This is a genomic window from Olsenella kribbiana (genome assembly GCF_036408795.1).
GTDB lineage: Bacteria > Actinomycetota > Coriobacteriia > Coriobacteriales > Atopobiaceae > Olsenella_L > Olsenella_L kribbiana.
In genome coordinates, this window is the sequence record NZ_JAZGJP010000001.1 from 227,777 (window position 1) to 249,962 (window position 22,186).

Below are 22,186 nucleotides of genomic sequence, written 5' to 3' on the forward strand. Positions count from 1 at the left end.
CCCACCAAAGCCGTGCGTCTTGCACGCGATAGGATACCTATCATTCGCTTCTATCAGTAGTGCGGCACCATACGCGATCCATAGCCCGAAGCGCCGAGGCTTGCCGTGCACGAGACCATGGCCGTGATGAAGATGGCAATGAAGAGGCCCTGCACCGCCCCGTTCATCATCGCAGATCCCGCATTCTTCCACCACGTCTTGCCGTGGCCCGTGACGCCGCCCGAGGCAGCAAAGATGAAGCCGATGAGAGCAAGCACGACAATGAATATCCAGAGGCCGGAAAGCACGTCCATGAGGGCGCCGAAGACAAGGAACGGGATATCGAAGCCGAGCACCTGGAAGCCCATGGCCTGACGCGGCGTCAGGCGCTCTGCTGGCACGCCGACGCGGCAGACGAAGTCTCCTGATGTCTCGCCATTCGTGCCGGCGTTGCCCATGCCCTTGATACGGACCTCGTCCCCGTCATGCGATCCTGCCGGGATATCGACGACGAGCTCGGATGCCGTGAGGACGCGGCCCGAGCCTCCGCAGTCCGGGCAGGGGTCGACCACGACCTTGCCTGTGCCTTCGCACTCGGGGCAGACCATGTCCATCACGCCGAAGCCGAAGAGGCTCCCCAGATCGAGGTCGATGTGTCCTGTGCCGTGGCAGGTCGGGCAAGTCTCTGGATGCTCTGCAGCAATGGAGCCGGTACCGTGGCAGTGCGTGCAGCTCGTGTAGTGCTGGTAAGTCACGCCACGCTTGACGCCGCGCTTTGCCTGCTCGGGGTCGAGCTCGATATGGTAGACGAAATCGGCACCTGCCTGCGGGTTGAATGCACGCGACCTCTTGCTCTGCGTGCGCCTGCCCGAATAGCCATAGTTCATGCCGCCAAAAGGCCAGCCGCCCCAGCCGGCGAAGGGGTCGGTGCCATAGGGGCTGGCATATCCCTGTGTGCCAGGGGCAGCTCCCTGCGAGAACATGGAGCCGGAGCGCATCGCGTCATAGCGCTTGCGCTTCTCCGGATCGGAGAGCACGGCGTAGGCTTCGGAGACTTCCTTGAAGCGCTCCTCTGCGTCAGGCGCCTTGTTCACATCGGGGTGGAGCTTGCGCGCCTTCTGCTGGAACGCCTTCCTGATCTCATCAGTCGATGCATCCTTCGAGACCCCGAGGATTGCGTAGTAGTCCTTTTCGTTCATGGATGCCATGGCTAGGCTCCTTGCTCAGTAATTCTCTCATCGATATGCACATGGCCTGATTGTATCCACGAAGGAGGCCATAAAGACACGGAACGGCAAAGCTTTGCAGCTTCAGGGCCTATAAAACAGCTTCTCTACACCGCAAGCGTGCGTGTCGGAGCCGCTCCCGCAAGATCCCAGAAGAGCTCGAAGAGCTCGTTTCCAAGAAGCCAGCCCCGTTCTGTGACCGCCAGGCCCTCTCCCAGAAGCCCTTCTTCCTGGGCCGTCTGGATAGCACGATCGAGCGTTCCTCCAAGCTCTGCACGTGCAGCAGCAAGGAGGCTTGCGTCAATCGGCTCGGACATGCGCGCCGCCAGCATGAGGTCCTCGGCGAGCGCCTGGCGCCGGTCGAGAAGCTCGATCGAGAAGTGGAGGCGCTGCAAATGCCCTTCTGCATAGTCCGGCCTTGTGGAGGTATTCCTGAGCCGCACGCGATAGATATCATCTGCGATATCGGGAAGCTGCGGCAGGCACGTGCGCAGCCGCCTATAGGCTGCTCGCGAAAGCATTCCAGAAGCGCCGGTGCCAATGCCGAGATAGTTCCTGCCGGTCCAGTAGGCCTTGTTGTGGCGGCACTCATGGCCCGCCTTCGCATAGCTGGCGACTTCGTAGCGGTGGAATCCGTGCGTGCAGAGGGTCTTCTCTGCACGCTCCATGCGCCTGGCCTGGATGTCGGGATCGTTCCAGGAAGGGAGCTCCTCGCCGCCATAGCGCCGCCCGAAGGCCGTTCCCTCCTCGATCATCAGAGGATAGACGCTCACGTGGGAGACGCCCTGTGCAAGCACATCGCAGACGCTCCTCTGGAAGATCTCGTCGGTCTCCCCAGGAAGTGCGCACATGAGGTCGGCTGAGACTGAAAGTCCCGCCGATACGGCTGAGGAAAGCGCCTGGAGCGCCTCTTCAGCGCTATGGATCCTCCCGAGTGCCGCCAGCACTCCGTCGTCTGTTGACTGGACGCCGAGCGAGATGCGCGTAAGCCCTGCTTCCTTGAGGGATGAGACGAAATCCGCTGTGAGGGAATCGGGGTTGGCCTCTGATGTGAGCTCCAAGACGCCGAAAGATGAGAGCCGCTCCACGATGGGCAGAAGGCGTGCACCGAGATAGCTCGGCGTCCCGCCGCCGATGTAGGCTGTCTCGGTCCCCTCGAGAAGTCCCGCCTCTTCGAGACAGGAGAGCTCATGCAGGACAGAAGCGGCATAGGCATTCATGAGAGGATCCTCTGCACGCGTCGCCCAGGAGGCAAAGTCGCAGTAGGCGCACTTCCTCGCACAGAACGGGATATGCACATAGAGGGCAGACGCCGCATCTGCCTCTGTGTGCTCTTCCCAGACACTGCTCTCACGCACGGTCTTGGCCTGCTTCTGGGATCGTGGCACCTGCCGCCTCGATGAGCTCGAGGTATTCCTCTGCGCTCCGGCAGTGCATGGCACGCTCGCGCCATGCGGCTGCATTCGGAAGCCCCTTGAGATACCAGCCGGCAAGGCTCCTTGCCCGCGCAAGATGCGCATCCGTTGCCTCCAGGAGGCGCACATGGAGCGAGAATGCGGCAAGACGCTCCTCAAGGCTGTGCGTCGGTGCAGCATCCTCTTCAGCATCGCGGAAGATCCAGGGGTTGCCGTAGGATCCGCGTGCAACCATCACCGCAGCGCAGCCACAATCCGAAAGCATCCTGCGTGCCGCTTGTGCTGCAAGCACATCGCCTGAGCCGATGACCGGAACCGAGACAGCAGCTGCCACATCGGCAACGGTCTCCCAGGAAGCCTTGCCGCGGTAGAGCTGCTTGGCATACCTGCCATGAACCGCAATCGCAGAGACTCCTACCTCCTCCATAGCCCGTGCAAACGGCACGGCAAGCTCCTCGCCCATATCGAATCCGCGGCGGATCTTGGCAGTGACGGGCACTTCCGTGTGCTCGCACACTGCACGGACGATCTTGGCCGCCGTTTCAGGGTCGCGCATGAGGGCAGAGCCTTCGCCCTTGCGCGTCACCTTCGGCACCGGGCAGGCCATATTGATATCGATGAGGGCAAGCTTTGATCCGAGCCGCTCGCTTACAGCCTCTGCCGCCTCTGCGAACTGGTCTGGCTTCGAGCCGAAGAGCTGCACCGCGATATCGGGCTCTGCCTCTTCGGGCACGACAAGCTCCCACGTCTTCTCTCCGCCGTAGTGGATGCCTGCGACAGAGACCATCTCGGTATAGGCAAGGCCGGCACCGCCTGCGCGTGCCATGAGCCTCCAGGCCGCATCCGTGACTCCTGCCATGGGAGCCATGAGGAAAGGATGGGACGCGAGGCGCTCGCGCAGGCTCTCCCCTTCTGCAAAAGGCTCGATATGGGAGGAGAGGCCGGCAGATGCTGCCCTATCTTCCAGAAGCTCTTGCGGTCTCATGCTCATTCGTCGTCCACCTTGAGGACGGCGAGGAAGGCTTCCTGCGGCACTTCGACCGTGCCGATGGCCTTCATGCGCTTCTTGCCTTCCTTCTGCTTCTCGAGGAGCTTCCTCTTGCGCGTGATGTCGCCGCCGTAGCACTTGGCAAGGACGTCCTTGCGGACTGCCTTCACGGTCGAGCGGCTGATGATCTTGTTGCCGATGGCACCCTGGATAGGCACCTCGAACTGCTGGCGCGGGATGATCTCCTTGAGCTTGTCGCAGAGCCCTCGTGCAAGGTCGTAGGCCTTGTCCCTGTGGACGATGAAGGAAAGGGCGTCGACCTCCTCCCCTGCAAGCAGGATATCGAGCTTCACGAGGTCGGAAGTGCGGTAGTCGCCGATCTCATAGTCGAGCGAGGCATAGCCCTTCGTCCTGCTCTTGAGCTGGTCGAAGAAGTCGAGGATGAGCTCTGCCAAAGGAATATCGAAGTGGAGCTCGACCGACTTCTCGGAGAGATAGACCATGTCCTGCGTCGTGCCTCTATGGTCGACGACAAGCTGCATGACAGGACCCATGTACTCGGGCGGGACGATGACCTTGGCCTTGAGGTAGGGCTCCTCGATGTGGTCGATGCGGGTCGGTTCGGGCAGGTCCTGCGGGCTCGTGATCTTCTCCATCGTGCCGTCCGTCTTGAAGACGTGGTATTCGACAGAGGGGCTTGTCGCTATGAGCGAAAGGCCGAACTCGCGCTCGAGGCGCTCCTTCACGACCTCCATATGGAGCAGGCCCAAAAAGCCGACACGGAAGCCGAAGCCCAATGCGACGGAGTTTTCCGGCGACCAGGTCAGGGAGGGGTCGTTCACCTTCAGCTTCTCGAGGGCATCGCGCAGGTTCTCGTAGTCCTTCGTGTCGATCGGGAAGAGGCCCGTGAAGACCATGGGCTTTGCCTCGTGGTAGCCAGGGCAGGCCTCGGCGCAGGGATTGTCTGCATCGGTGATCGTATCGCCCGTGCGCACCATCTCGGGGTCCTTGAGACCCGTCACGACGTAGCCCACCTCGCCGACAGAGAGCTCATCGAGCGGCGTCTCGAGCGGACGCTTGCAGCCGACACCGTCTGCCAGGAACTCGTCTCCGATCGCCATCATCTTGAGATGGTCGCCCTTGCGGATGTGCCCATCGAAGACGCGCACCGTCGCGACGACACCACGGTACTCGTCGAAGTAGGAGTCGAGGATGAGAGCCTTCAAGGGCGCATTCTCATCTCCCTTCGGAGGAGAGATCAGGTAGACGATCGCCTCGAGCAGGTCATGGATGCCCTCTCCTGTCTTGCCGGACACGAGCACGGCATCCTCTGCAGGAATCGCAAGGTCGTCCTCGATCTCCTGCTTGACTTCCTCAGGGTGCGCCGACGGAAGGTCGATCTTGTTGATGCACGGCACGATATCGAGCCCGGCATTCATGGCAAGCGTCGCATTCGAGACGGTCTGTGCCTCGACGCCCTGCGTCGCATCGACGACGAGCACGGCTCCCTCGCAGGCAGCAAGCGAGCGCGAGACCTCATAGGTGAAGTCCACGTGTCCCGGCGTATCGATCAGGTTGAAGAGATACGTCTCACCGTCATCTGCGTCATACATGACGCGCACGGCGTTCGACTTGATCGTGATGCCGCGCTCCTGCTCGATGTCCATGGAGTCAAGCATCTGCGAGGTGAGATCGCGCTCCTCGACCGTATGGGTCAGCTCGAGGATGCGGTCCGATATCGTCGACTTGCCGTGGTCGATGTGCGCGACGATGGAGAAATTGCGGATATGGGAGGTATCTATGCTCATACGTCCTTCATGCCCTGCCTGGGCCCAGCATGGCTGCAGCATCATCTGCTGCGATTATCTGGGCAGCTATGGATATTTCCAGATGTCAGGGCACATTCTAGCAAAGTGCACGTGATAGCTCGCTCGAGAGTCTGCTATACTCTCGTGGTTGACCTCGCCGTGTCCGGGTGCGGAACCCCACTTCCGACCCAAAGAGAGGCCTCATCTCAAAGCACTGAAAGGAACCGCACCGTGGCAAACATCAAGTCGCAGAAGAAGCGCATCAAGCAGGCAGAGAAGGCCCGCGTCCGCAACCAGGCAGTCCGCTCCGAGCTCAAGACCTACGTCAAGAAGGTCCGCGAGGCTGTGGCAGCAGGCGACGCCGAGGCTGCACAGACCGCTGCCTACGCAGCGAACCGCAAGCTCGACAAGGCTGCATCCAAGGGTGTCATTCACAAGAACCAGGCTGCCCAGCGCAAGTCGGGCGTCCAGAAGCTCGTGAATACCCTCCAGAAGTAAGCTTCTTCATTCCAGGCAATGCAAAGGCCCCGGTGCGTGCTGGCACCGGGGCCTTTCTTTTGGACACTAGCCCTGGGCGATGCCGATGACAAGGCGTACCATTGCATCCCTGGGATCGGCTCCGCTCTTGAGGCCGGAATCTGCCTTGGCACAGGACTTCAAGGCAGAGACGAGCTCTTCGATCGTGAACCTCCTCGCCCAGCCCCTGAGATTCTTCACCTGCCAGTCCTGCTTTCCGAGCTCTGCGGCAAGGCTTGCTCCGCTTCCCCGCTCATCGAGACACTTCGCACAGATGAGCTCGCGTATCCTGCCCTCGAGATAGCTCAGAGATCCGATATAGCTTCCCTGGTCCATGCCGGAAAGCAGCTCAAGCGCGCCCTTCACGTTGCGGGCCGACACCGCATCGGCAAGCTCCCAGGGCTTGATGCCCTCCGTGCGCACGATATGCGCTTCGACGTCCCGAAGCGTCACATGTCCTGGCTCGGATGCCAGATTGCCGAGCTGGGAGATCTCGTTTCTGAGCAGCATGAGCGAGGTGCCGGAGCGCTTCACGAGCTCCTCTGCCGCATCGCGGTCGAGCGTGATGCCTAGCTGGGGTGCCACCTTCTGAACGAGCTCTCCTGCAAGCTGCCAGGGCTTCGGCGGCGTGCAGTCGATGACAGAATGCGCACCTGCTGCCTTCACGGCCTTGCAGAGCGCAGAGCGCGTGAAGCCCGATCCCTTGGGAAGGGCACCCACAACGAGCATGAGCACGGTCGTCGGGTTCGGATTCTTGAGATAGGAGACAAGCATCTCCTGAACGGGCTTGGCGAGCCTGTCTGCCTCCGAGACGATCACAAGACGGAAGGCATCGCCTGCAGGCATCGCATCGAGGCTTGCCTTGAGCGTATCGGGCTCAGCCACAGATCCGGCTGCAAGCTCGTCGAGATTGAAGGCAGCAAGGCCTGGATCGAGCTTTGCCTTCATGCGCCGTATTGCCTCTTCGCGCTTGATCTCGTTCGTGCCGATGACAAGATAGACCGGCAGGAGCGTACTCGCCTTTCCCATGGCTCCCCTTTCTGCTCTTCTCCATTCTGACGGAATCAGCGCTCCGTGTACACCACATAGCCTTCCTCACGGGGACGTATCTCGACCGTGCCGACATCCTTCGTGCAGAGGAAGCGTGTGCCTGTCCCTTCGAGCGTCTCGATGCACTGCTCCGTCGGGTGGCCATATTTGTTGCTCTCGCCGGCAGAGGCCACGGCCAGCTCGGGCGCAAGCTCCCGTGCCTCGCCTGCATCGATCGAAATCTCCGATCCATGGTGCCCTACCTTCAGGACATCGATGTCGCCGACCTCATCTGCAAACTGCCTGAGCTCGTCTTCCTCTCCATCGCCCGTCAGAAGTGCTCTGAAGGTGCCGCCTCCTTCTGGATGCTCGAGCACGAGCTCGATGGAGTCGCCGTTCTCCTCCCCTGTGACATCCGTCTTTGGCCAGACCATACGCATCGTGAAGCCGCCAGCATGGAGCACAGAGCCTGCAGAGATCTCCTCTGCATCCTTTCCGGTCAGCTCCTCTATCTCTCCTCTGAGCGTCTCGCTCATGGAGCCCTTGACGCCCTCGGCGACATAGACCGTGCCGACCGGAGCGACGCTTCCCAGATCCTTCACCCCGCCTGTGTGGTCGTCATGCAGGTGCGTGAGCACCACCGCATCGATATGGAGCACATGCGACTTCTCGAGCGCCTCTGCGACCGCGCCTTCAGGTCCCGTGTCAATGAGAACCGCCGCGGCTCCTTCCTGCACGAGAATCGCATCTCCCTGGCCGACATCAAGGATGGAAAGCCGTGCCGGCGCGAAGAAGCGCCAGGAGACGATGAGGCAGGCAAGCCCGAAGGCGCAGGCGATAGCGGAACGCCGGAGCCAGGCCGAAGAGAGCTCGGGCCAGGCAGCAAGCCAGAGCGCAAGAAATGCCAGGACGACAATCTCTGGCACCGCTGTCGTAGCTGCAACCGAGATGCTTGCATAGGGCAGATGGGCAAGGAACCTGACGGCAGCAAGCGAGAATCCGGCAAAGAGATCCGCTCCTGCCATAAGCAGATGCGAGAGCCATGGGAGCGGGAGCATTGCAAAGGCGAGAAGCGCCAGTGCGATCATGCAGGAGAACGGAAGCGCAAGGACAAGATTTGCGAGAGGCGCCACGAGCGAGAATGTCCCGAAGACTTCTGAGGTGAGTGCCGCTGTGACAAGCTGGGCGGCAAGCGTCGCTGCAAGAAGCGCAAGCACATTCTGGCGCAGCTTTCCCAAGGCGCGCATGAGGCGTCTCGGCACACGATGGAGCCAGGGAAGCTCAGGCACGAGGAGCGTGAGCGCGTAGGCCAGATAGGATGCAAAGAGGCAGAGCCCGCAGACCGCGTAGACGCTCAGGAGAAAGCCGATATCGGCAGCGGATGCAGGAGATGCCCAGACGAGGATGAGGCCCACGAGAGAGACCGCTGAGAGCGCATGGCTCCTTCTGCCGGCAAGCACCGCTCCTGATGCAGCGCAGGCCATGAGCCAGGCACGCATCGCAGAGACCGGCAAGCCGCAGAGAACGACAAAGATGCCGGTGAGGGTGATGGAGAGCACGATGCGCCACTTCGGCGAGAGCCGGAGCCACCCGAGGACGACCGCCAGGGCAGAGGCTATGACAGCAAGATGTCCACCCGAGACAGCGACAAGATGCGAGACGCCGCAGGCAGAGAAGAGATCGGAGAGCCCCTCTTCCTGGAGCGGCGCCTTGAAGCCCAGGACCGACCCCACTTCGAGCGCCCGCTCCGGCGTATCCGATCCAAGAAACGCGTCTTTGCCTGCGGTACGAATATGCTCTACCAGTGCGCGCAGTCCTTGAGGCTCATCCCTGCCGGTGATGCGTACCATCTTGACCGTGCAGCAGATGCCCTGTGCAAACGAGCTTCTCCCATAGTCATCGTCCGCAAGCGGCTTAACGCGCCCGATGCAGCGCACACGCTCCCCCGCTGTGAGCTCCCGCGAGCCAACAAGCCAGACATCGCCGACAGTGTGCCCATCCTCCTCGGCCGCAGCGCGGCAGCGCCAGCCGCTCGTCCCTTTCGAGCTGTCTCCCTCGACGACGAAGACAAGCTTCGAGGCGCTTGTTGCCTGAAGTGCCTCTGCCGCATCCTCCGTCCTGGCACAGAAGGCAGCAGAGGAGATGAGCGCCACGAGCGTGCAGGCAAGAACTGCTGCCGCAAGCATCTTCTGCCTGCGCAGGAACAGGAGCGCACCTACGACGAGCGATACGGCTACAGCTGCCTCCACCTCTGCACCTATGCCGTCCCACGGCAGGCACAAGAGCGCGAGCCTCGAGGCATAGATGGCAGAGAGCAGCGCCAGAAGCGTTTCAGGCAGAAATGGCCGCTCAGGCGGCTTCTGCTCCCTATACACAGATGTTCGCCTCGAGCTTCGCGTACTTCTTCTCGCCTATGCCGGAGACACGCATGAGGTCCTCCTTCGAGCTGAAGGCGCCATGCTCTTCCCTGTCCTGCACGATTGCCTTGGCAGTCGATTCGCCGACGCCAGGAAGCGTCTCGAGCTCCTCGGCTGTGGCGGTATTGATGTTCACGAGGCCCGAAGATGCAGAATCGGAGGAAGAGGACGCCAAGGTGCTGGATGTGCCCGAAGAGCCGGCAGCAGAAGTGGAGCCTGAGGCAGTGCCAGCCGCTGAGGCAGCAGAGGAGGATGCCTCTCCTTCCTTCGGCACATGGATCTTCATGCCATCCTTGACAGCCTGCGCGAGATTGACGCTTGCGGTGTCTGCATCGTCCAGAAGCCCGCCTGCTGCCTCGACCGCATCCTTCACGCGCTCGGTCGTGCCGGCAATGTCGTAGACGCCAGGATGTGCCACCGCTCCGTCGATATCTACAAGCACCGGACTTGGTGCCTTATCCTCCGAGCTGGCATCCGTGCTTGCAGATGCTGCATCTTTCGTCTCCTCTGCTGCAGGCGTCGAAGAGCTCACGGCTGCACTCTTGTCCACCGTGAAGGCGGGGGTCCTGATCGCTGCTGCAAGCGCCAGGAAGAGCGCCACCGCAGAGCCTGCCGCGATGAGCGCGCAGGCTGCCTTCCTGTTTCCAAGATTGAGCCGCGGCATCCGTGCCTTGAGCCTCGATGCTGTTCTGTCCTGAAGCCTTCTCTGTGCCATGAAAAAGTCGCCTCCCTCTCCAGACTGGATGAGGAAGGCGATATGACAGACAGGATTGCGTTCTTCGGGCTGCCAGACATCTGGCAAAGATCTTGCGGAAGGTCGCAGAAGGCCAGCTCAGCCCTCTGACACGATGCCCTTCTTCTCCCACTCGGCAGGTGCGAGCTCCTCATGGCGAACACGAAGCTTGCGGGGAGGACGGTAGCTTGGGCACTGGTCGAAGTCCACATACTCGATGTGGTCGACGAGATCCTCGATCATCGCTTCATGATCGAATGAATCCCAGGCCTCATGCACCTCGTCACGCTTTGCATGCGTCTCGGGACGGCGCGGCATGAAGAGCGTGCAGCAGTCAGGAGCCGTCTGGCAGCTGATATCGTAGGTGCCGATCTGCTGTGCGCGCTCGATGATCTCCTGCTTGTCGGATCCGATGAGGGGACGCAGCACCGGCATGGATACGGTCTCATCCACAGCAGCGATGTTCTCGAGCGTCTGTGAGGCGACCTGTCCAAGCGATTCACCCGTGACAAGTGCCTTGGCACCCTCTATGCGAGCTATGCGCTCAGCGACGGAGAACATGACACGGCGGTACGTGATGATGCGGAGCTTCTGGTCGACCGCAAGAGAGATCTCGCGCTGGCGCGCTCCGAAGGGCACCACGTAGAGACGGCCGACGACGCCGGAAGGCGCGAGGGCCTTGACGATATCCTGCGTGAGCCATTCGCTCGTATCGGACACCATGGGCCTGCCGGAGAAGTGGATGGGCACGCAGATGGCGCCACGGCGTCCGAGCATCCAGGTCGCGACCGGCGAGTCGAAGCCAGAGGACAGAAGCGTCACAACCTTGCCGGCAGTGCCGACAGGAAGGCCGCCTGCTCCCCTCTCGGAGACGGCGTAGACATAGACCGAGCCCTGCACGACGTTCACGTGGACCGTGACATCGGGGTTGTGGACGTCGACCTTCTTGTCAGGGAAGGCCTCGCAGAGGGCTGCGCCCACCTGGCGGTTGATATCGAGGGTATGGACCGGATAGTCGGTCGAAGACTTGTGTGCATGGACCTTGAAGGTGGAGAAGCTCCCTGCCTCGCCGAGAGAGACGATGGCAGCCTGGGAGTACTCCGCGAGGTCGCGTGGGCACTCATGGGCAAGCGAGACGCGGGCAACGCCCGGAACCTTGCCGATAAGGTCCTGGTAGTCGCGGGTCGCTCCGCCCTCGAAGGTCACGAGGATATAGCCGCAGATGCGCTTCACGCACTTGAGGGGCGTGTCGCGCAGGGCGCACTTCAGATTCGTCACGAGCTGGTTCTCGAAGATGGAGCGGTTCTTCCCTTTGAGGCCGATCTCGTGGTAGTGGACAAGACAGACGCGTTCGCTCATCAGAAGACCGACTTGTTTGCGCCCTTGATGGCCTCGTCGAAGTCATCCTTCACGAATCCGAGGGTGCCATCCTCGATCTCCTTCATTGCGATGGAGACAGGATCCTCGCCGGAGACGACGGTCGTTATATCGTCGAAGTCCTGGACGTCGACGACACGCAGATGCTGGCCGCGGATCATGTTGTTGATATCGCAGGCACGCTTCGATGCCATCGAGCAGAGCAGGAACGGGTTGTGCTCGGTCTTGTCGAGCAGGTTGTCGATTTCAGGCTTGATGACGGACATTAATGGGAACCTCCATCCATCTCGAACCGGCGCATCACAGAGCCAAGCTCCTGTGCCGCACGGTCAACAGTGTCATTGACGATACGCACATCGTACTGGTCCGCGAGCTCCATCTCGTGGCGGGCATTCTTGAGCCTGAGCTCGATCGATGCCTCATCCTCGGTGCCACGTCCACGCAGGCGCTCCTCGAGCACCTGAAGCGAAGGCGGCTCGATGAAGACGAGCACGGCATCCGGATAGACCTTGCGGACGTTGAGCGCTCCCTGGACATCGATCTCGAGCACGAGCGAATGCCCCTTAGCAAGGAGACGCTTCACTTCGCTCACAAGCGTGCCATAGAGATGCCCATGGACCTCTGCCCACTCGACGAACTCCCCTGCCGCGATGCGGCGGCGGAACTCCTCGTCAGACAGGAAATAATACGATGTGCCGTCGACCTCGCCGGGCCGTGGACTTCTTGTAGTAGCCGAAACCGTCAAGCCCAGGTCCGGGCGCTGCTTGCGGAGCTCCGCAAGCAGCGTGCCCTTTCCTGCGCCCGACGGTCCGGAAATGACAAAAAGTCGTGGTGTCGCGCCCACTACTTGGAGAGCGCTTCGATGAGCTGCTCGCGCTGGCGGGCACCGAGGCCCTTGACGCGGCGCGTGGAGGAGATGCCGAGCTCAGCCATGATCTTGGCTGCCTTGGCCTTGCCATAGCCCGGCAGGGACTCGATGAGAGCGCTCACCTTGAGACGGGCGGCAATAGGATCGTCGGAATCAAGGACCTCCTCAAGCGTGACCTGGCCGGTCTTGATCTTCTCGCGGAGCTCTGCACGTGCGTGGCGCGCGGCAGCTGCCTTCTCCAATGCTTCCTTGCGCTGCTCGTCGGTAAGTTGAGGGAGAGCCATTGTTCCTCCAAACTAGAAACGCATGCAGGCACCTCTTCTAGGTGCCGAAGCTGCTTCAAACCCATCATGCGATACTATAGTCTCGCAATCCATCAGGCATTTTGCAAGTGCAGATATGCCAAACATCGGGCTTTACGCAGGGACTTTACACAACTCCTACGAAATTCGCCCCGCTCTGAAGAAGCTTCTATGCACAGAGCTCAGAGACGATGGCTTCGAAGGCTGCTGCCGGGTCTTCAGCCTGCGTGATCGGACGTCCGACAACGAGCTTCGAGGCACCGGATGCGATAGCAGACGCCGGCGTCGCGATGCGCTTCTGGTCGCCTACGGCAGAGCCTGCGGGGCGCACACCTGGCGTCACGACGAGCGCATCAGGTCCCAGAAGCTCGCGGAGCTCATGAGCCTCCTGCGGAGAGCAGACCATGCCATCGGCTCCTGCACCATAGGCAAGCTTTGCAAGACGTGCAACCTCATTGGCAACAGAATCAGCCACGCCGATCGAGGCAAGGGCTGCCTGGTCCATGCTCGTGAGGACCGAGATCGCGATGATCTTCGTGCGCTCGTCGCGGTCCTTCGCTGCCGCCTCGACACCCTCGCGGGCTGCCTTCACCATCTCGGCACCGCCCAGGGCATGGACCGAGAGGATATCTGCACCTGCACGCGATGCTGCCTCGGCAGCGCCCCTGATCTGGTGCGGAATATCATGGAGCTTGAGGTCCATGAAGACCTTGAGGCCGCGCCTGTGCATCTCGGAGACGATCTCCGGTCCGCAGGCATAGTAGAGGGTCATGCCGACCTTGACCCAGCCCGCATGGCCAGAAAGCGTATCGGCGAGGGCAAGCGCCTCGTCGCGTCCGCAGTCGAGGGCGGTTATCACGGCATTGCGTGCTTCAGCTTCGCTCAGCATCTGCATGCTCCTATCACTTCGTGGATATCTTTGACACCCTGGGACTCTGCCCAGGCTTCGAGCTCGGAAAGAATGCGCGGTGCTGCCACAGGGTCGACGAGGTTGGCTGTGCCGACCGAGACAGCGGTCGCTCCTGCCAGCAGGAACTCTGCCGCATCCTCGCCAGTCATGACGCCACCGACGCCGTTGATCGGAATCTTCACGGCGTGTGCCGCTTCCCAGACCATGCGCACGGCAATAGGATGGATGCAGGGGCCAGAGACGCCAGCCGTCGGCCGCGAGAGCCTGCTCCTGTATGTCCTCACATCTATTGCCATGCCCGGAATCGTGTTGATGAGCGTCAGGGCATCGGCGCCTTCTGCCTCGCAGGCACGGGCGATATCGGCGACATCGTGCGGCGCAAGCTTCACGAGGATCGGCCGCTTCGTATGCGGGCGAAGGGCACGGACGACTTCAGCTGCCGCTTCAGGCGTGGCACCCATGGCAGCGCCCCCGCAGGCGATGTTCGGGCAGGAGATATTGATCTCGAATCCCGCTGCGAAGGGCGCAAGCTCTTCGAAGAGGTCGAGCGCATCGATGTATTCCTGAATCGAGTGTCCTGCGACCTGGCAGATGACACGGCAGCCGCGCTCATCGAGCCCGGCGAGATATTCGCCATACTCCTCGACGAAGCCCTTGACACCCGGGTTCTGGAGCCCGACCGAATTCATGATGCCCGAGGTAATCTCAGCCAAGCGCGGTGCAGGATTTCCTGCCCACGGCTCGGCGGCGACACCCTTGCAGGTGATGGCACCAAGCTCGGATACATCGAAGAAGCTCTCGAACTGGCGGCCATTGCCGAAGGTGCCAGAAGCGGTGCAGATGGGGTTCTGCATATGCACGCCGCCAAGATCGACATCCATCTTGACCTTTGTCATTTCCAGAGCACCTCCTCGGCATCGAACACGGGACCATCCTGGCAGCAGGCACGCACGGTGCCATCTGCCATCTGGACGCTGCACGTGTTGCAGGCACCGAACCCGCAGGTCATCATCCGCTCCATCGAGACCTGGCAAGGAATATGCGCTGCTGCTGCGACCTTCGCGACGCCTGCCATCATGGGCTGGGGCCCGCAGGTCATGACGACGTCGTAGCTATGCTTGCCCACAAGCTTCTCGGCAAGGCCTGTCGTGAAGCCGTGGTAGCCATAGCTTCCATCATCCGTTGCCAGGAACACTTCGCAGAAGCCACCACGGGAAAGCGCGCTCTCATAACCTGCCCCGCCATCATTGCCGCTCAGAGCCTGCGCTCCCTCCTTCCAGAGGAAGCGTTCGCTCTTGGCGCCCATCACGACATCGCAGTCGATGCCGCGTGCCTGGAGCATGCGGGCCGCAGCAAAGACAGGGGGAGCGCCGACGCCGCCGGCAACGAGAAGCGCACGCTTGGCGCCTTCTTGCGGCATCCTCCAGCCATGTCCGAGCGGAGCCAGAAGCGTCGAGCCCTCGCCCGGCTCGAGCGAGCAGAGACGGCGCGTTCCTTCGCCCACAGCAGCTACGATCATGCAGATCCAGCCACGCACCGGATCGGTACGGTAGAAGGAGAGCGGGATGCGCAGGATATGGGAGGGGTCGCCCGGCACGGCGACATTCACGAACATGCCGGGCTTGAGCCCCTGTACGAGCTCACCTTCCGTCTCGAGGCAGATGTCCCAGATATCCTCTGCCGCCTCATGCTTCCAGACAAGCGTGTATGGCGCGAGCTTTGGTCCTGCTGCCGCGCTCATGCGGGCGTCACCACACCGTCAGTGAGCGTGCGCTTGCCGGCGCAGAAGACATCGGATGCGGCACCGGTAAGATGCCAGCCGAGGAAGGCAGAGTTCTTCGCCTTGCCCTGCAGCCAGTCCTCGGTGACCTCGATCTCGGCAGCGGGATCGATAAGGGTAAGGTCTGCCGTGCTTCCTGCCTCGACCTTGACCGGCTCGAGCGTGAGCACCTTCCTCGGGTTCACAGCCATGACCTCGACAAGGCGGCTCCAGCTCATCTTGCCCGGAAGGACGAGCTTCGTGAGCATGAGCGGAAGCGACGTCTCGAGGCCGACGCAGCCGAAGAAGGCAATCTCCCACTCGCAGTCCTTCTCATGCGGTGCGTGCGGTGCATGGTCGGTGACGACGCAGTCGATGGAACCATCGCAGATGCCCTCGACGAGGGCCTCCATGTCGGCCTTCGTGCGCAGGGGCGGATTCATCTTGAGGTTCGTGTTGTAGGTCGGCGTGATGTCATCCTCATTGAGGAACAGGTGATGCGGCGTGACCTCGCAGGTGACAGGAAGTCCTTCCTTCTTGGCAGCGCGTACGAGATCGAGGCCCTTGGCCGTCGAGATATGGCAGACATGGAAGCGGCAGCCCGTGAGCTTTGCAAGCTCGATGTCGCGATAGATCTCAAGCTCCTCGCCGAGTGCCGGCCAGCCGAACATGCCGAGGCGGGTCGATGCCTTGCCTTCGTTGATGACACCGTTCGTCGTGAGCGAGTCGATCTCGCAGTGGGCAAGCACGGCACGGTCGAACTGCGACACATACTCCATGCATGTCCTCATCATGCCGGCGCTCTGCACGCCGTGTCCGTCATCAGAGAAAGCAGCTGCGCCCTCCACGACCATATCGCCAATCTCGGAGAGGGCCTCGCCCTTCTCGCCACGCGTGAGTGCTCCGATCGGGCGGATATGCACAAGTCCTGCATGCTTGCCGCGGTCGATCTGGTAGCGGATCTCGGCTCCTGTATCGGTCACCGGGTCCGTATTCGGCATCGTTGCGACATCCGTGAAGCCGCCATGTGCTGCAGCACGGGAACCGGTATCGATGGTCTCCTTGTACTCGAAGCCAGGATCTCTGAAGTGGACATGCATATCCACGAGGCCCGGCACGAGGTACTTGCCGGACGCATCGATGACCTCAGCGTCAGCAGGCGGCTCGAGGCCCTGGCCGACCTCTGCAATCTTGTCTCCATCGATAAGGACATCGGCTACGCCGTCAAGTCCGACCTGTGGGTCGACCACATGCGCGCCTCTAAGCAGAAATGCCATTGTTCTCTCCTCCCAGGAGCAGGTACATCTCGGCCATGCGGGTAAGGACGCCGGCATTGACCTGGTTCAGGATGCGCGAACGGCTGCAGTCGGCCACATCCGCATTGATCTCCATGCCGCGGTTCATGGGACCCGGATGCATGATGATCGCATCGTCCTTCATGCGGTTCACGCGGGTCATATCGAGGCCGTAGAGGCGGTTGTACTCGCGCCTCGACGGAATGGCAGCACCTTCCATGCGCTCGAGCTGGACACGGAGCATGTAGATGACATCCATATCCTCGATCACATCGTCGAAGTGTGCCGTCTGGGGGCAGCCGAACCAGTCGGGATCGTCGACCTGGAAGGTCGGAGGACCGACGAGCGTGACCTCGGCACCCATGGTCTTGAGAGCGGGTGCCAGAGATCCGCAGACGCGGGAGTGGGCGAGGTCGCCGACGATTGCGACCTTGAGGCCATCGAGGTGTCCGAAGTGCTTCCTCATCGTATAGAGGTCGAGCATGGCCTGGGTCGGATGCTGGTGCTTGCCGTCGCCAGCATTGATGACGACAGCATCGGTATTCTCGGTGATGCGCTGCGGCGTGCCGGCAAGGCGGGCACGGCAGACGAACATGTCGACGTTCATGGCGGAGATCGTCTGGATCGTGTCGGCAAGCGACTCGCCCTTGACGACAGAGGACGTGGATCCGCCCATCGAGAGGGAGTCTGCCGAAAGACGCTTCTCGGCGAGCTCGAACGAGCTCTTCGTGCGCGTCGACGGCTCGAGGAACAGGTTCACGATCGTGCGACCACGAAGTGCCGGGACCTTCTTGATCGTTCGGGAATTGTTGACGGACTCGAATGCCTGGGCGGTATCGAGTATCTGGGTGATATCGTCAGCCGTCAGGCTGTACGTATCGATGAGATTCTTTACAGACAGCATCAGTGAACGCCTCCATCGCTGGGTTCGTCTGCCTTGTTCCAGATCTCCACAGCGGTGTGGGAATCGAGCGGCTCTATGCAGACGCGGACATCCTCTTCACGGGAGGACGGCACATTCTTTCCGACATAGTCGGCACGGATCGGAAGCTCTCTGTGGCCACGATCGACCATCACGGCAAGCTGCACCGACTTTGCGCGGCCGTAGTCCATGAGGGCATTGAGGGCAGAGCGCACCGTGCGGCCCGTGTAGAGCACATCGTCGACGAGGATGATGTCCTTGCCCTCCACGCTGAACGGGATGTTCGTCGCATGGACCACTGGGGCAGAGTTGATGCCGAAATCGTCACGGTAGAAGCTGATGTCGAGCGAGCCGAAGGGCGGCTTCACATGCTCGATGTCCTCGATGGCATCGACAAGACGATGCGCAAGGATCTCGCCGCGGCGGATGATGCCGACGACAGCAATGGTCTTGGCTCCCTCGTTGTGCTCGATGATCTCATGCGCAATGCGCACGATGGCGCGGTCCATGGCCTGAGCATCCATGATGACCGCTTTGGGTTCCTGCTCCATGAGTCTCCCTCCGATAAAGCAAAAGGTGCCCGTCCGCCTGATGGCGGCACAGACACCCCCTCTTTTCGCTTCATGGAGAGATTCCATAAGGAAACCGCTCTTTATGTAGCGCCTTTCGGGCATCTCGTACCGCGCATTAAAGGCTAGAGACAGGATACTCCCTACCTTAGTCCGGCACAACAGAAAACATCATCTTCAGAACGGAAAAGCGTGTCCCATCGCATCGTCCCCATCGCTCTCTATGAAAGGAGCCCCGCAGCAGAAGCTGCAGGGCTCTGTCACATCCATTTCAAGACTGGCTATGCATCCATGTGGAGGTAGCTCTTCCAGAATTCTGCGCTCGTGAGATAGGGCTTTGCCTCGTGGTAGGCCTTAGCAACAGCATCGCCTCTCGTCGCGTAATCTGCCATGAGCGTACGGTAGCGCTCCTTGAGATCTTCCCAACGCTTGCGGTCCATGCGGCGCACATGGGCATGCGTGCCGTCGATATCGTAGGCAACGAGAACGGAATGGCGTGCCGTCATGGCCGACGGATAGGCACCGTGTGAATAGTTCACGGCTACCGGTTTCGGATCGAGCATCCAGTCAGGCAGATCATGCCTGTCATGCGGCACAGACTCTGCAAGCTTCAGCACGATATGGCGCCTTGCTCCTTCGCCGAAGACCCAAGGGTTCGAGCTTGCGGGTGCCTCCTTGCAGGCTTCCTGGTCCTCCTCGGAGAGCTCGGAGATCGGCAGGAGCTTCTCGTTCTTGGCACCCTGGCGCTTGATGATGTCCTCGCCAGAAGCCGTCTCGATGAAGGTCGGACCCTTGAGGTAATCCTCGAGGCCGTCGAGCAGGAGCTCGCATGCCTCATAGTCCATGGCACGCAGATAGATATGGAACGTGCGGTCGAACCTCATCATGAACGTGCGCCAGTAGGGCAGCTCATCCACGGCCATCATGATCATGAAGTTCCTGGTGTACTGGTAGCAGTCGACAGAAGCCCTGAAGCGGCCCTCGAACTGCTCATGCCATACGCATATGCCATCCATTGCCATGTACTTCGGCTGGCAGCGGATGCCGTATTCGACATCGTCGCAGCGCACGAAGACAGGGAGCGGCAGCCCGTTTGCACGTATCGCCTTTGTCGGGATGCAGGAGTACCACCAGGCACCATAGGCACGCGGCACTTCCACGTTGACGGACTCGTTGTGGGCGATGCCTTCGTAGGTATCGACCTCGATCTTCGTGTCCTTGATGCCGTGGTAGCGGCCATCGCGTCCGACCTGTGCTACATCCTCGAACTGGATGTTCGGCTGGCCGATATTGAGCATCGCACCATTGATGAAGGCATCCTGGTAGCGCTCGTTCGCAAGGGAGAGCAATGCATAGGTACGCTTGAAGCTCTCAGGCAGCACGCGCACATCGTCGTCCATGAGAAGGACATGCGTCGCATTCCAGTCGAGCCCCGCAATCATGCCACGGACAAAGCCGCCTGAGCCGCCGACATTCGCATTCGGGATGACCGTGACACCCTCATCTGAGAGCGCCTCCGCATCGAGCGTACGGCCGTTGTCGATCACGAACATATGGAAGCCGGAAGCGATGGGATCCTTCGAGCCCAAGACTTCCTTCTTCACGGCAGCGATATTGCGCGTGATATAGGCTTCCTTCTTGAATGTCGTCGTTGCAAGCGCAAGCCTCACTGGTCTTGGCACATCCTCATCGACTTCGGCAAGATAGCATCCGCCAGCAAGCTTCGTCGTGCCTTCAGAATGAATGGCAAAGCCTTGGATGGCGGCATGCTCCTTTGGAAGCGGCACTTCGACGACCTGTATGCCTTCGGAGGCACCGACCTTGAGGATAGGACGCTCAGAGCGCTTGGGTGCCTTCATGCCGGCAGAAAGACCTGTGGCATAGACCTCGCAGGCATCTCCCGAAAGCTGGAGCTCTAGGGTGACGTCGGTGACAACGGTATAGCGGTGCCACTTCTCTATCGAAAGGCCATTCAGATATGTCGTGAAATCGACCGTCCCCGAAATCTCGAGCGCACCTTCCTCCTTTGCATAGGCTGCCTTGCCTTCTCCATCCCTCCAGTAGAGACCAGGATAGGAAGCAGAGAATTCGTCAGGAGCGATCAGGATGTTGGCGAGCTTGTAGTCGATCATCGGAAACCCGGTTTCTGGAATAGGAGCTACTTGAGATTGCGGTAGGCCTGGCACACCTCATCGACAGGACCGAGCATGCGCTGCTGGCCCTTTTCGATCCAGAGGACCCTCGAGCAGATGCGCTCGACCAGATCGATGGAGTGGGAGACCAGAAGGACCGTCGTGTTGTCGTTCTGTACGAGCTCGTTGATCCTCTTCTCGCACTTCTGCTGGAACAGGAAGTCGCCGACAGAAAGCGTCTCATCGACGATCAGGATGTCAGGATCGGTGATCGTAGCGATTGCAAAGGCGATGCGTGCGACCATGCCGGAGGAGTAGTTCTTGAGCGGCATCTCCATGAAGTCCTTGAGCTCGGCGAATTCCACGATGTTGTCGAACTCCTGGTCGATGAACTCCTTCGAATAGCCGAGGAGGGCACCGTTAAGATAGATGTTCTCCTGAGCCGTGAGCTCCGGGTCGAATCCGGCGCCGAGCTCGATCAGTGGCGCAATCGTGCCATTTACCGTACAGGTACCCTCCGATGCTTCAAGGACGCCAGCGATGATCTTGAGCATCGTCGACTTGCCAGAGCCGTTCGTGCCGACAAGGCCGAATGCCTCGCCCTTGTGCACATCGAACGTGAGGTGGTTGAGGGCACGGAACTCCTTGAAGGAGAGCTCGTGCTTCATGATTGCGATGAAGTATTCCTTGAGGGAGTTGAACTGCTCCGACGCGATATTGAAGATCATCGAGACATCGTCGACACGCACTGCGATATCGTCAGGAAGCTTTGTATCAGCCATGGGTCTCCAATGCCTAGATATAGAGGATGAACTTGTGCTCGTGGCGATGGAATACCACATAGCCGAGCGCGAGCGAAGCGACTGCCCAGATGGCACAGCGGACCACGAGGCTCGCCGTCGGCAGGGTCTGCCAGAGCAGGATGTCACGTATGAACGTGACATAGAGGTAGATCGGATTGAATGCCTCGAAGACCTGCATCCAGTGCGGAAGGATGCTTGCGGGATAGAAGAGCGGCGTAGCATAGGTCCAAGCTGTGAGGACGACGCTCCAGAGATGGATGACATCGCGGAAGAAGACCGCAAGGGCAGACAGCAGGAGCGAGAGTCCGATCGAGAAGACGACGAGCAGGCCAAGCGCGACCGGCAGAAGGAGCGCGAGTGGCGTCAGAGGAATCTGGAAGAAGAGCATGACGATGAAGATGGCAATGAGAGAGAAGACATAGTTCACGGCTGCAGAAAAGACCTTCTGCACGGGGAACACATAGCGGTTGATCTTGACCTTCTTCAGAAGCGATGCTGCGCCGATGATGGACGTCAGTCCCTGGCTTGTCGCATCGCTCATGAGCTGGAAGGCGGTGTTGCCGAGAATGAGGTAGAGCGGATAGCAGCCAATGGAATCGTCTGCATAGCGCATGAACGTGGAGAAGACCGCAGACATGACAATCATCATGAGGAGCGGGTTCAGGACGGACCACGCCACGCCCAAGACCGAGCGACGATACCTGAGCTTGAAGTCCTTGCTCACAAGCTGCTGGATGATGAAGCGGTCGCGCTTCGCAGGAGGATACCAGGCATCCTTGCCCGATATGCGTTTCCCGCTCTTTGTAGCTGCGCTGGTAGCCAAGATGCCTCCGTTGCTACGCATTGTTTAATTACATCAAACTATTGTAAATATGCTAGCACAGCCCCTGTACCCACCGATATGGCCTGTCGGCTGAGTGCACACAAGCTCGACGTTTCTGCAGGCAGCTTATAGAATTCTCGAACACCGAAAGGCAGGAGTGTCGGGTTGCCAGAAACCTGGAGCAGACCATCTATGGCAAAAGAGCCGGACATGAAGTCCGGCTCCGAATTCTCTGGCTCCCCGGGTAGGGTTCGAACCTACGACACACTGATTAACAGTCAGTTGCGCTACCACTGCGCCACCGGGGAATATGTG

21 protein-coding genes and 1 tRNA gene are annotated in these 22,186 nt (G+C 60.5%); 1 reads left to right on the forward strand and 21 read right to left on the reverse strand.

From position 1 onward, the window contains the following. Positions 1 to 53 precede the first annotated feature (53 nt). The 4 genes from VXJ24_RS01055 to lepA all read right to left on the reverse strand — a co-directional run bounded on the left by VXJ24_RS01055 (position 54) and on the right by lepA (position 5,416). Entirely contained in the window at positions 54 to 1,187 is a 1,134-nt protein-coding gene (locus tag VXJ24_RS01055; RefSeq protein ID WP_330971067.1) for a DnaJ domain-containing protein, read from the reverse strand. A 125-nt stretch (positions 1,188 to 1,312) separates the two neighbouring features. Then, positions 1,313 to 2,563, reverse strand: coding sequence for a radical SAM family heme chaperone HemW (gene hemW / locus VXJ24_RS01060; protein WP_330971068.1), 1,251 nt, complete (start codon positions 2,561 to 2,563; stop codon positions 1,313 to 1,315). After that, positions 2,556 to 3,611, reverse strand: a complete 1,056-nt coding sequence (dusB, locus tag VXJ24_RS01065; RefSeq protein WP_330971069.1) for a tRNA dihydrouridine synthase DusB — start codon at positions 3,609 to 3,611, stop codon at positions 2,556 to 2,558. The genes hemW and dusB overlap by 8 nt, the downstream gene beginning before the upstream one ends. Beyond that, complete coding sequence (lepA, locus tag VXJ24_RS01070) at positions 3,608 to 5,416, reverse strand: translation elongation factor 4 (protein WP_330971070.1); 1,809 nt, start codon at positions 5,414 to 5,416, stop codon at positions 3,608 to 3,610. The genes dusB and lepA overlap by 4 nt, the downstream gene beginning before the upstream one ends. A gap of 231 nt (positions 5,417 to 5,647) precedes the next feature. Between lepA and rpsT the strand changes: the two genes are divergently transcribed. After that, positions 5,648 to 5,914, forward strand: a complete 267-nt coding sequence (rpsT, locus tag VXJ24_RS01075; protein ID WP_330971071.1) for a 30S ribosomal protein S20 — start codon at positions 5,648 to 5,650, stop codon at positions 5,912 to 5,914. A 66-nt stretch (positions 5,915 to 5,980) separates the two neighbouring features. On the opposite strand, the gene holA is transcribed toward rpsT, so the two are convergent. The 17 genes from holA to VXJ24_RS01160 all read right to left on the reverse strand — a co-directional run bounded on the left by holA (position 5,981) and on the right by VXJ24_RS01160 (position 22,179). Beyond that, on the reverse strand, positions 5,981 to 6,961 hold the full coding sequence (gene holA / locus VXJ24_RS01080; protein WP_330971072.1) for a DNA polymerase III subunit delta: 981 nt from the start codon (positions 6,959 to 6,961) through the stop codon (positions 5,981 to 5,983). A gap of 35 nt (positions 6,962 to 6,996) precedes the next feature. Beyond that, positions 6,997 to 9,336, reverse strand: coding sequence for a DNA internalization-related competence protein ComEC/Rec2 (locus tag VXJ24_RS01085; RefSeq protein ID WP_330971073.1), 2,340 nt, complete (start codon positions 9,334 to 9,336; stop codon positions 6,997 to 6,999). After that, positions 9,329 to 10,093, reverse strand: a complete 765-nt coding sequence (locus VXJ24_RS01090) for a helix-hairpin-helix domain-containing protein (protein ID WP_330971074.1) — start codon at positions 10,091 to 10,093, stop codon at positions 9,329 to 9,331. Before VXJ24_RS01090 ends, VXJ24_RS01085 begins: the two co-directional genes overlap by 8 nt. A gap of 117 nt (positions 10,094 to 10,210) precedes the next feature. Continuing rightward, positions 10,211 to 11,470, reverse strand: coding sequence for a tRNA uracil 4-sulfurtransferase ThiI (gene thiI, locus VXJ24_RS01095; RefSeq protein ID WP_330971075.1), 1,260 nt, complete (start codon positions 11,468 to 11,470; stop codon positions 10,211 to 10,213). Beyond that, entirely contained in the window at positions 11,470 to 11,754 is a 285-nt protein-coding gene (locus VXJ24_RS01100) for a DNA-directed RNA polymerase subunit omega (RefSeq protein ID WP_330971076.1), read from the reverse strand. The genes thiI and VXJ24_RS01100 overlap by 1 nt, the downstream gene beginning before the upstream one ends. Next, a complete protein-coding gene (gene gmk, locus VXJ24_RS01105) occupies positions 11,754 to 12,332 on the reverse strand; it encodes a guanylate kinase (protein ID WP_330971077.1) in 579 nt (192 codons plus the stop codon). Before gmk ends, VXJ24_RS01100 begins: the two co-directional genes overlap by 1 nt. Continuing rightward, positions 12,332 to 12,640 carry an integration host factor, actinobacterial type gene (mihF, locus tag VXJ24_RS01110; protein WP_330971078.1) on the reverse strand — a complete coding sequence of 103 codons (309 nt, stop codon included), beginning with the start codon at positions 12,638 to 12,640 and terminating at the stop codon, positions 12,332 to 12,334. The genes gmk and mihF overlap by 1 nt, the downstream gene beginning before the upstream one ends. A 187-nt stretch (positions 12,641 to 12,827) precedes the next feature. Next, positions 12,828 to 13,547: an orotidine-5'-phosphate decarboxylase gene (gene pyrF / locus VXJ24_RS01115; protein ID WP_330971079.1), complete on the reverse strand. Its 720-nt coding sequence runs from the start codon at positions 13,545 to 13,547 to the stop codon at positions 12,828 to 12,830. Next, on the reverse strand, positions 13,541 to 14,464 hold the full coding sequence (locus tag VXJ24_RS01120; protein ID WP_330971080.1) for a dihydroorotate dehydrogenase: 924 nt from the start codon (positions 14,462 to 14,464) through the stop codon (positions 13,541 to 13,543). Before VXJ24_RS01120 ends, pyrF begins: the two co-directional genes overlap by 7 nt. After that, positions 14,461 to 15,309: an iron-sulfur cluster-binding protein gene (locus tag VXJ24_RS01125; protein WP_330971081.1), complete on the reverse strand. Its 849-nt coding sequence runs from the start codon at positions 15,307 to 15,309 to the stop codon at positions 14,461 to 14,463. The genes VXJ24_RS01120 and VXJ24_RS01125 overlap by 4 nt, the downstream gene beginning before the upstream one ends. Beyond that, a complete protein-coding gene (locus tag VXJ24_RS01130) occupies positions 15,306 to 16,604 on the reverse strand; it encodes a dihydroorotase (protein ID WP_330971082.1) in 1,299 nt (432 codons plus the stop codon). The genes VXJ24_RS01125 and VXJ24_RS01130 overlap by 4 nt, the downstream gene beginning before the upstream one ends. Beyond that, the gene (locus VXJ24_RS01135) at positions 16,588 to 17,526 is read right to left on the reverse strand and encodes an aspartate carbamoyltransferase catalytic subunit (RefSeq protein WP_330971083.1); all 939 of its coding nucleotides are present in this window, start codon (positions 17,524 to 17,526) and stop codon (positions 16,588 to 16,590) included. The genes VXJ24_RS01130 and VXJ24_RS01135 overlap by 17 nt, the downstream gene beginning before the upstream one ends. Then, positions 17,526 to 18,095 (reverse strand): bifunctional pyr operon transcriptional regulator/uracil phosphoribosyltransferase PyrR, encoded by a 570-nt coding sequence (pyrR, locus tag VXJ24_RS01140; RefSeq protein ID WP_330971084.1) that lies wholly within the window; start codon positions 18,093 to 18,095, stop codon positions 17,526 to 17,528. Before pyrR ends, VXJ24_RS01135 begins: the two co-directional genes overlap by 1 nt. Before the next feature lie 299 nt (positions 18,096 to 18,394). After that, entirely contained in the window at positions 18,395 to 20,245 is a 1,851-nt protein-coding gene (locus VXJ24_RS01145) for a glycosyltransferase family protein (RefSeq protein ID WP_330971085.1), read from the reverse strand. A 26-nt stretch (positions 20,246 to 20,271) separates the two neighbouring features. After that, positions 20,272 to 21,027, reverse strand: coding sequence for an ABC transporter ATP-binding protein (locus tag VXJ24_RS01150; protein ID WP_330971086.1), 756 nt, complete (start codon positions 21,025 to 21,027; stop codon positions 20,272 to 20,274). A 13-nt stretch (positions 21,028 to 21,040) separates the two neighbouring features. After that, entirely contained in the window at positions 21,041 to 21,871 is an 831-nt protein-coding gene (locus VXJ24_RS01155; protein WP_330971087.1) for an ABC transporter permease, read from the reverse strand. A 233-nt stretch (positions 21,872 to 22,104) separates the two neighbouring features. Next, a tRNA-Asn gene (locus tag VXJ24_RS01160) sits at positions 22,105 to 22,179 on the reverse strand. Positions 22,180 to 22,186 lie beyond the last annotated feature (7 nt).

Excerpts from the sequence above, each read along its gene's own strand:
- holA (WP_330971072.1), bottom strand. The coding sequence starts at position 6,961 with ATGGGAAAGGCGAGTACGCTCCTGCCGGTCTATCTTGTCATCGGCACG.
- mihF (WP_330971078.1), bottom strand. The coding sequence starts at position 12,640 with ATGGCTCTCCCTCAACTTACCGACGAGCAGCGCAAGGAAGCATTGGAG.
- VXJ24_RS01150 (WP_330971086.1), bottom strand. The coding sequence starts at position 21,027 with ATGGCTGATACAAAGCTTCCTGACGATATCGCAGTGCGTGTCGACGAT.
- thiI (WP_330971075.1), bottom strand. The coding sequence starts at position 11,470 with ATGAGCGAACGCGTCTGTCTTGTCCACTACCACGAGATCGGCCTCAAA.
- VXJ24_RS01055 (WP_330971067.1), bottom strand. The coding sequence starts at position 1,187 with ATGGCATCCATGAACGAAAAGGACTACTACGCAATCCTCGGGGTCTCG.
- VXJ24_RS01135 (WP_330971083.1), bottom strand. The coding sequence starts at position 17,526 with ATGCTGTCTGTAAAGAATCTCATCGATACGTACAGCCTGACGGCTGAC.
- VXJ24_RS01145 (WP_330971085.1), bottom strand. The coding sequence starts at position 20,245 with ATGATCGACTACAAGCTCGCCAACATCCTGATCGCTCCTGACGAATTC.
- lepA (WP_330971070.1), bottom strand. The coding sequence starts at position 5,416 with ATGAGCATAGATACCTCCCATATCCGCAATTTCTCCATCGTCGCGCAC.
- pyrR (WP_330971084.1), bottom strand. The coding sequence starts at position 18,095 with ATGGAGCAGGAACCCAAAGCGGTCATCATGGATGCTCAGGCCATGGAC.
- VXJ24_RS01125 (WP_330971081.1), bottom strand. The coding sequence starts at position 15,309 with ATGAGCGCGGCAGCAGGACCAAAGCTCGCGCCATACACGCTTGTCTGG.
- VXJ24_RS01120 (WP_330971080.1), bottom strand. The coding sequence starts at position 14,464 with ATGACAAAGGTCAAGATGGATGTCGATCTTGGCGGCGTGCATATGCAG.
- pyrF (WP_330971079.1), bottom strand. The coding sequence starts at position 13,547 with ATGCTGAGCGAAGCTGAAGCACGCAATGCCGTGATAACCGCCCTCGAC.
- VXJ24_RS01090 (WP_330971074.1), bottom strand. The coding sequence starts at position 10,093 with ATGGCACAGAGAAGGCTTCAGGACAGAACAGCATCGAGGCTCAAGGCA.
- VXJ24_RS01130 (WP_330971082.1), bottom strand. The coding sequence starts at position 16,604 with ATGGCATTTCTGCTTAGAGGCGCGCATGTGGTCGACCCACAGGTCGGA.
- VXJ24_RS01100 (WP_330971076.1), bottom strand. The coding sequence starts at position 11,754 with ATGTCCGTCATCAAGCCTGAAATCGACAACCTGCTCGACAAGACCGAG.
- dusB (WP_330971069.1), bottom strand. The coding sequence starts at position 3,611 with ATGAGCATGAGACCGCAAGAGCTTCTGGAAGATAGGGCAGCATCTGCC.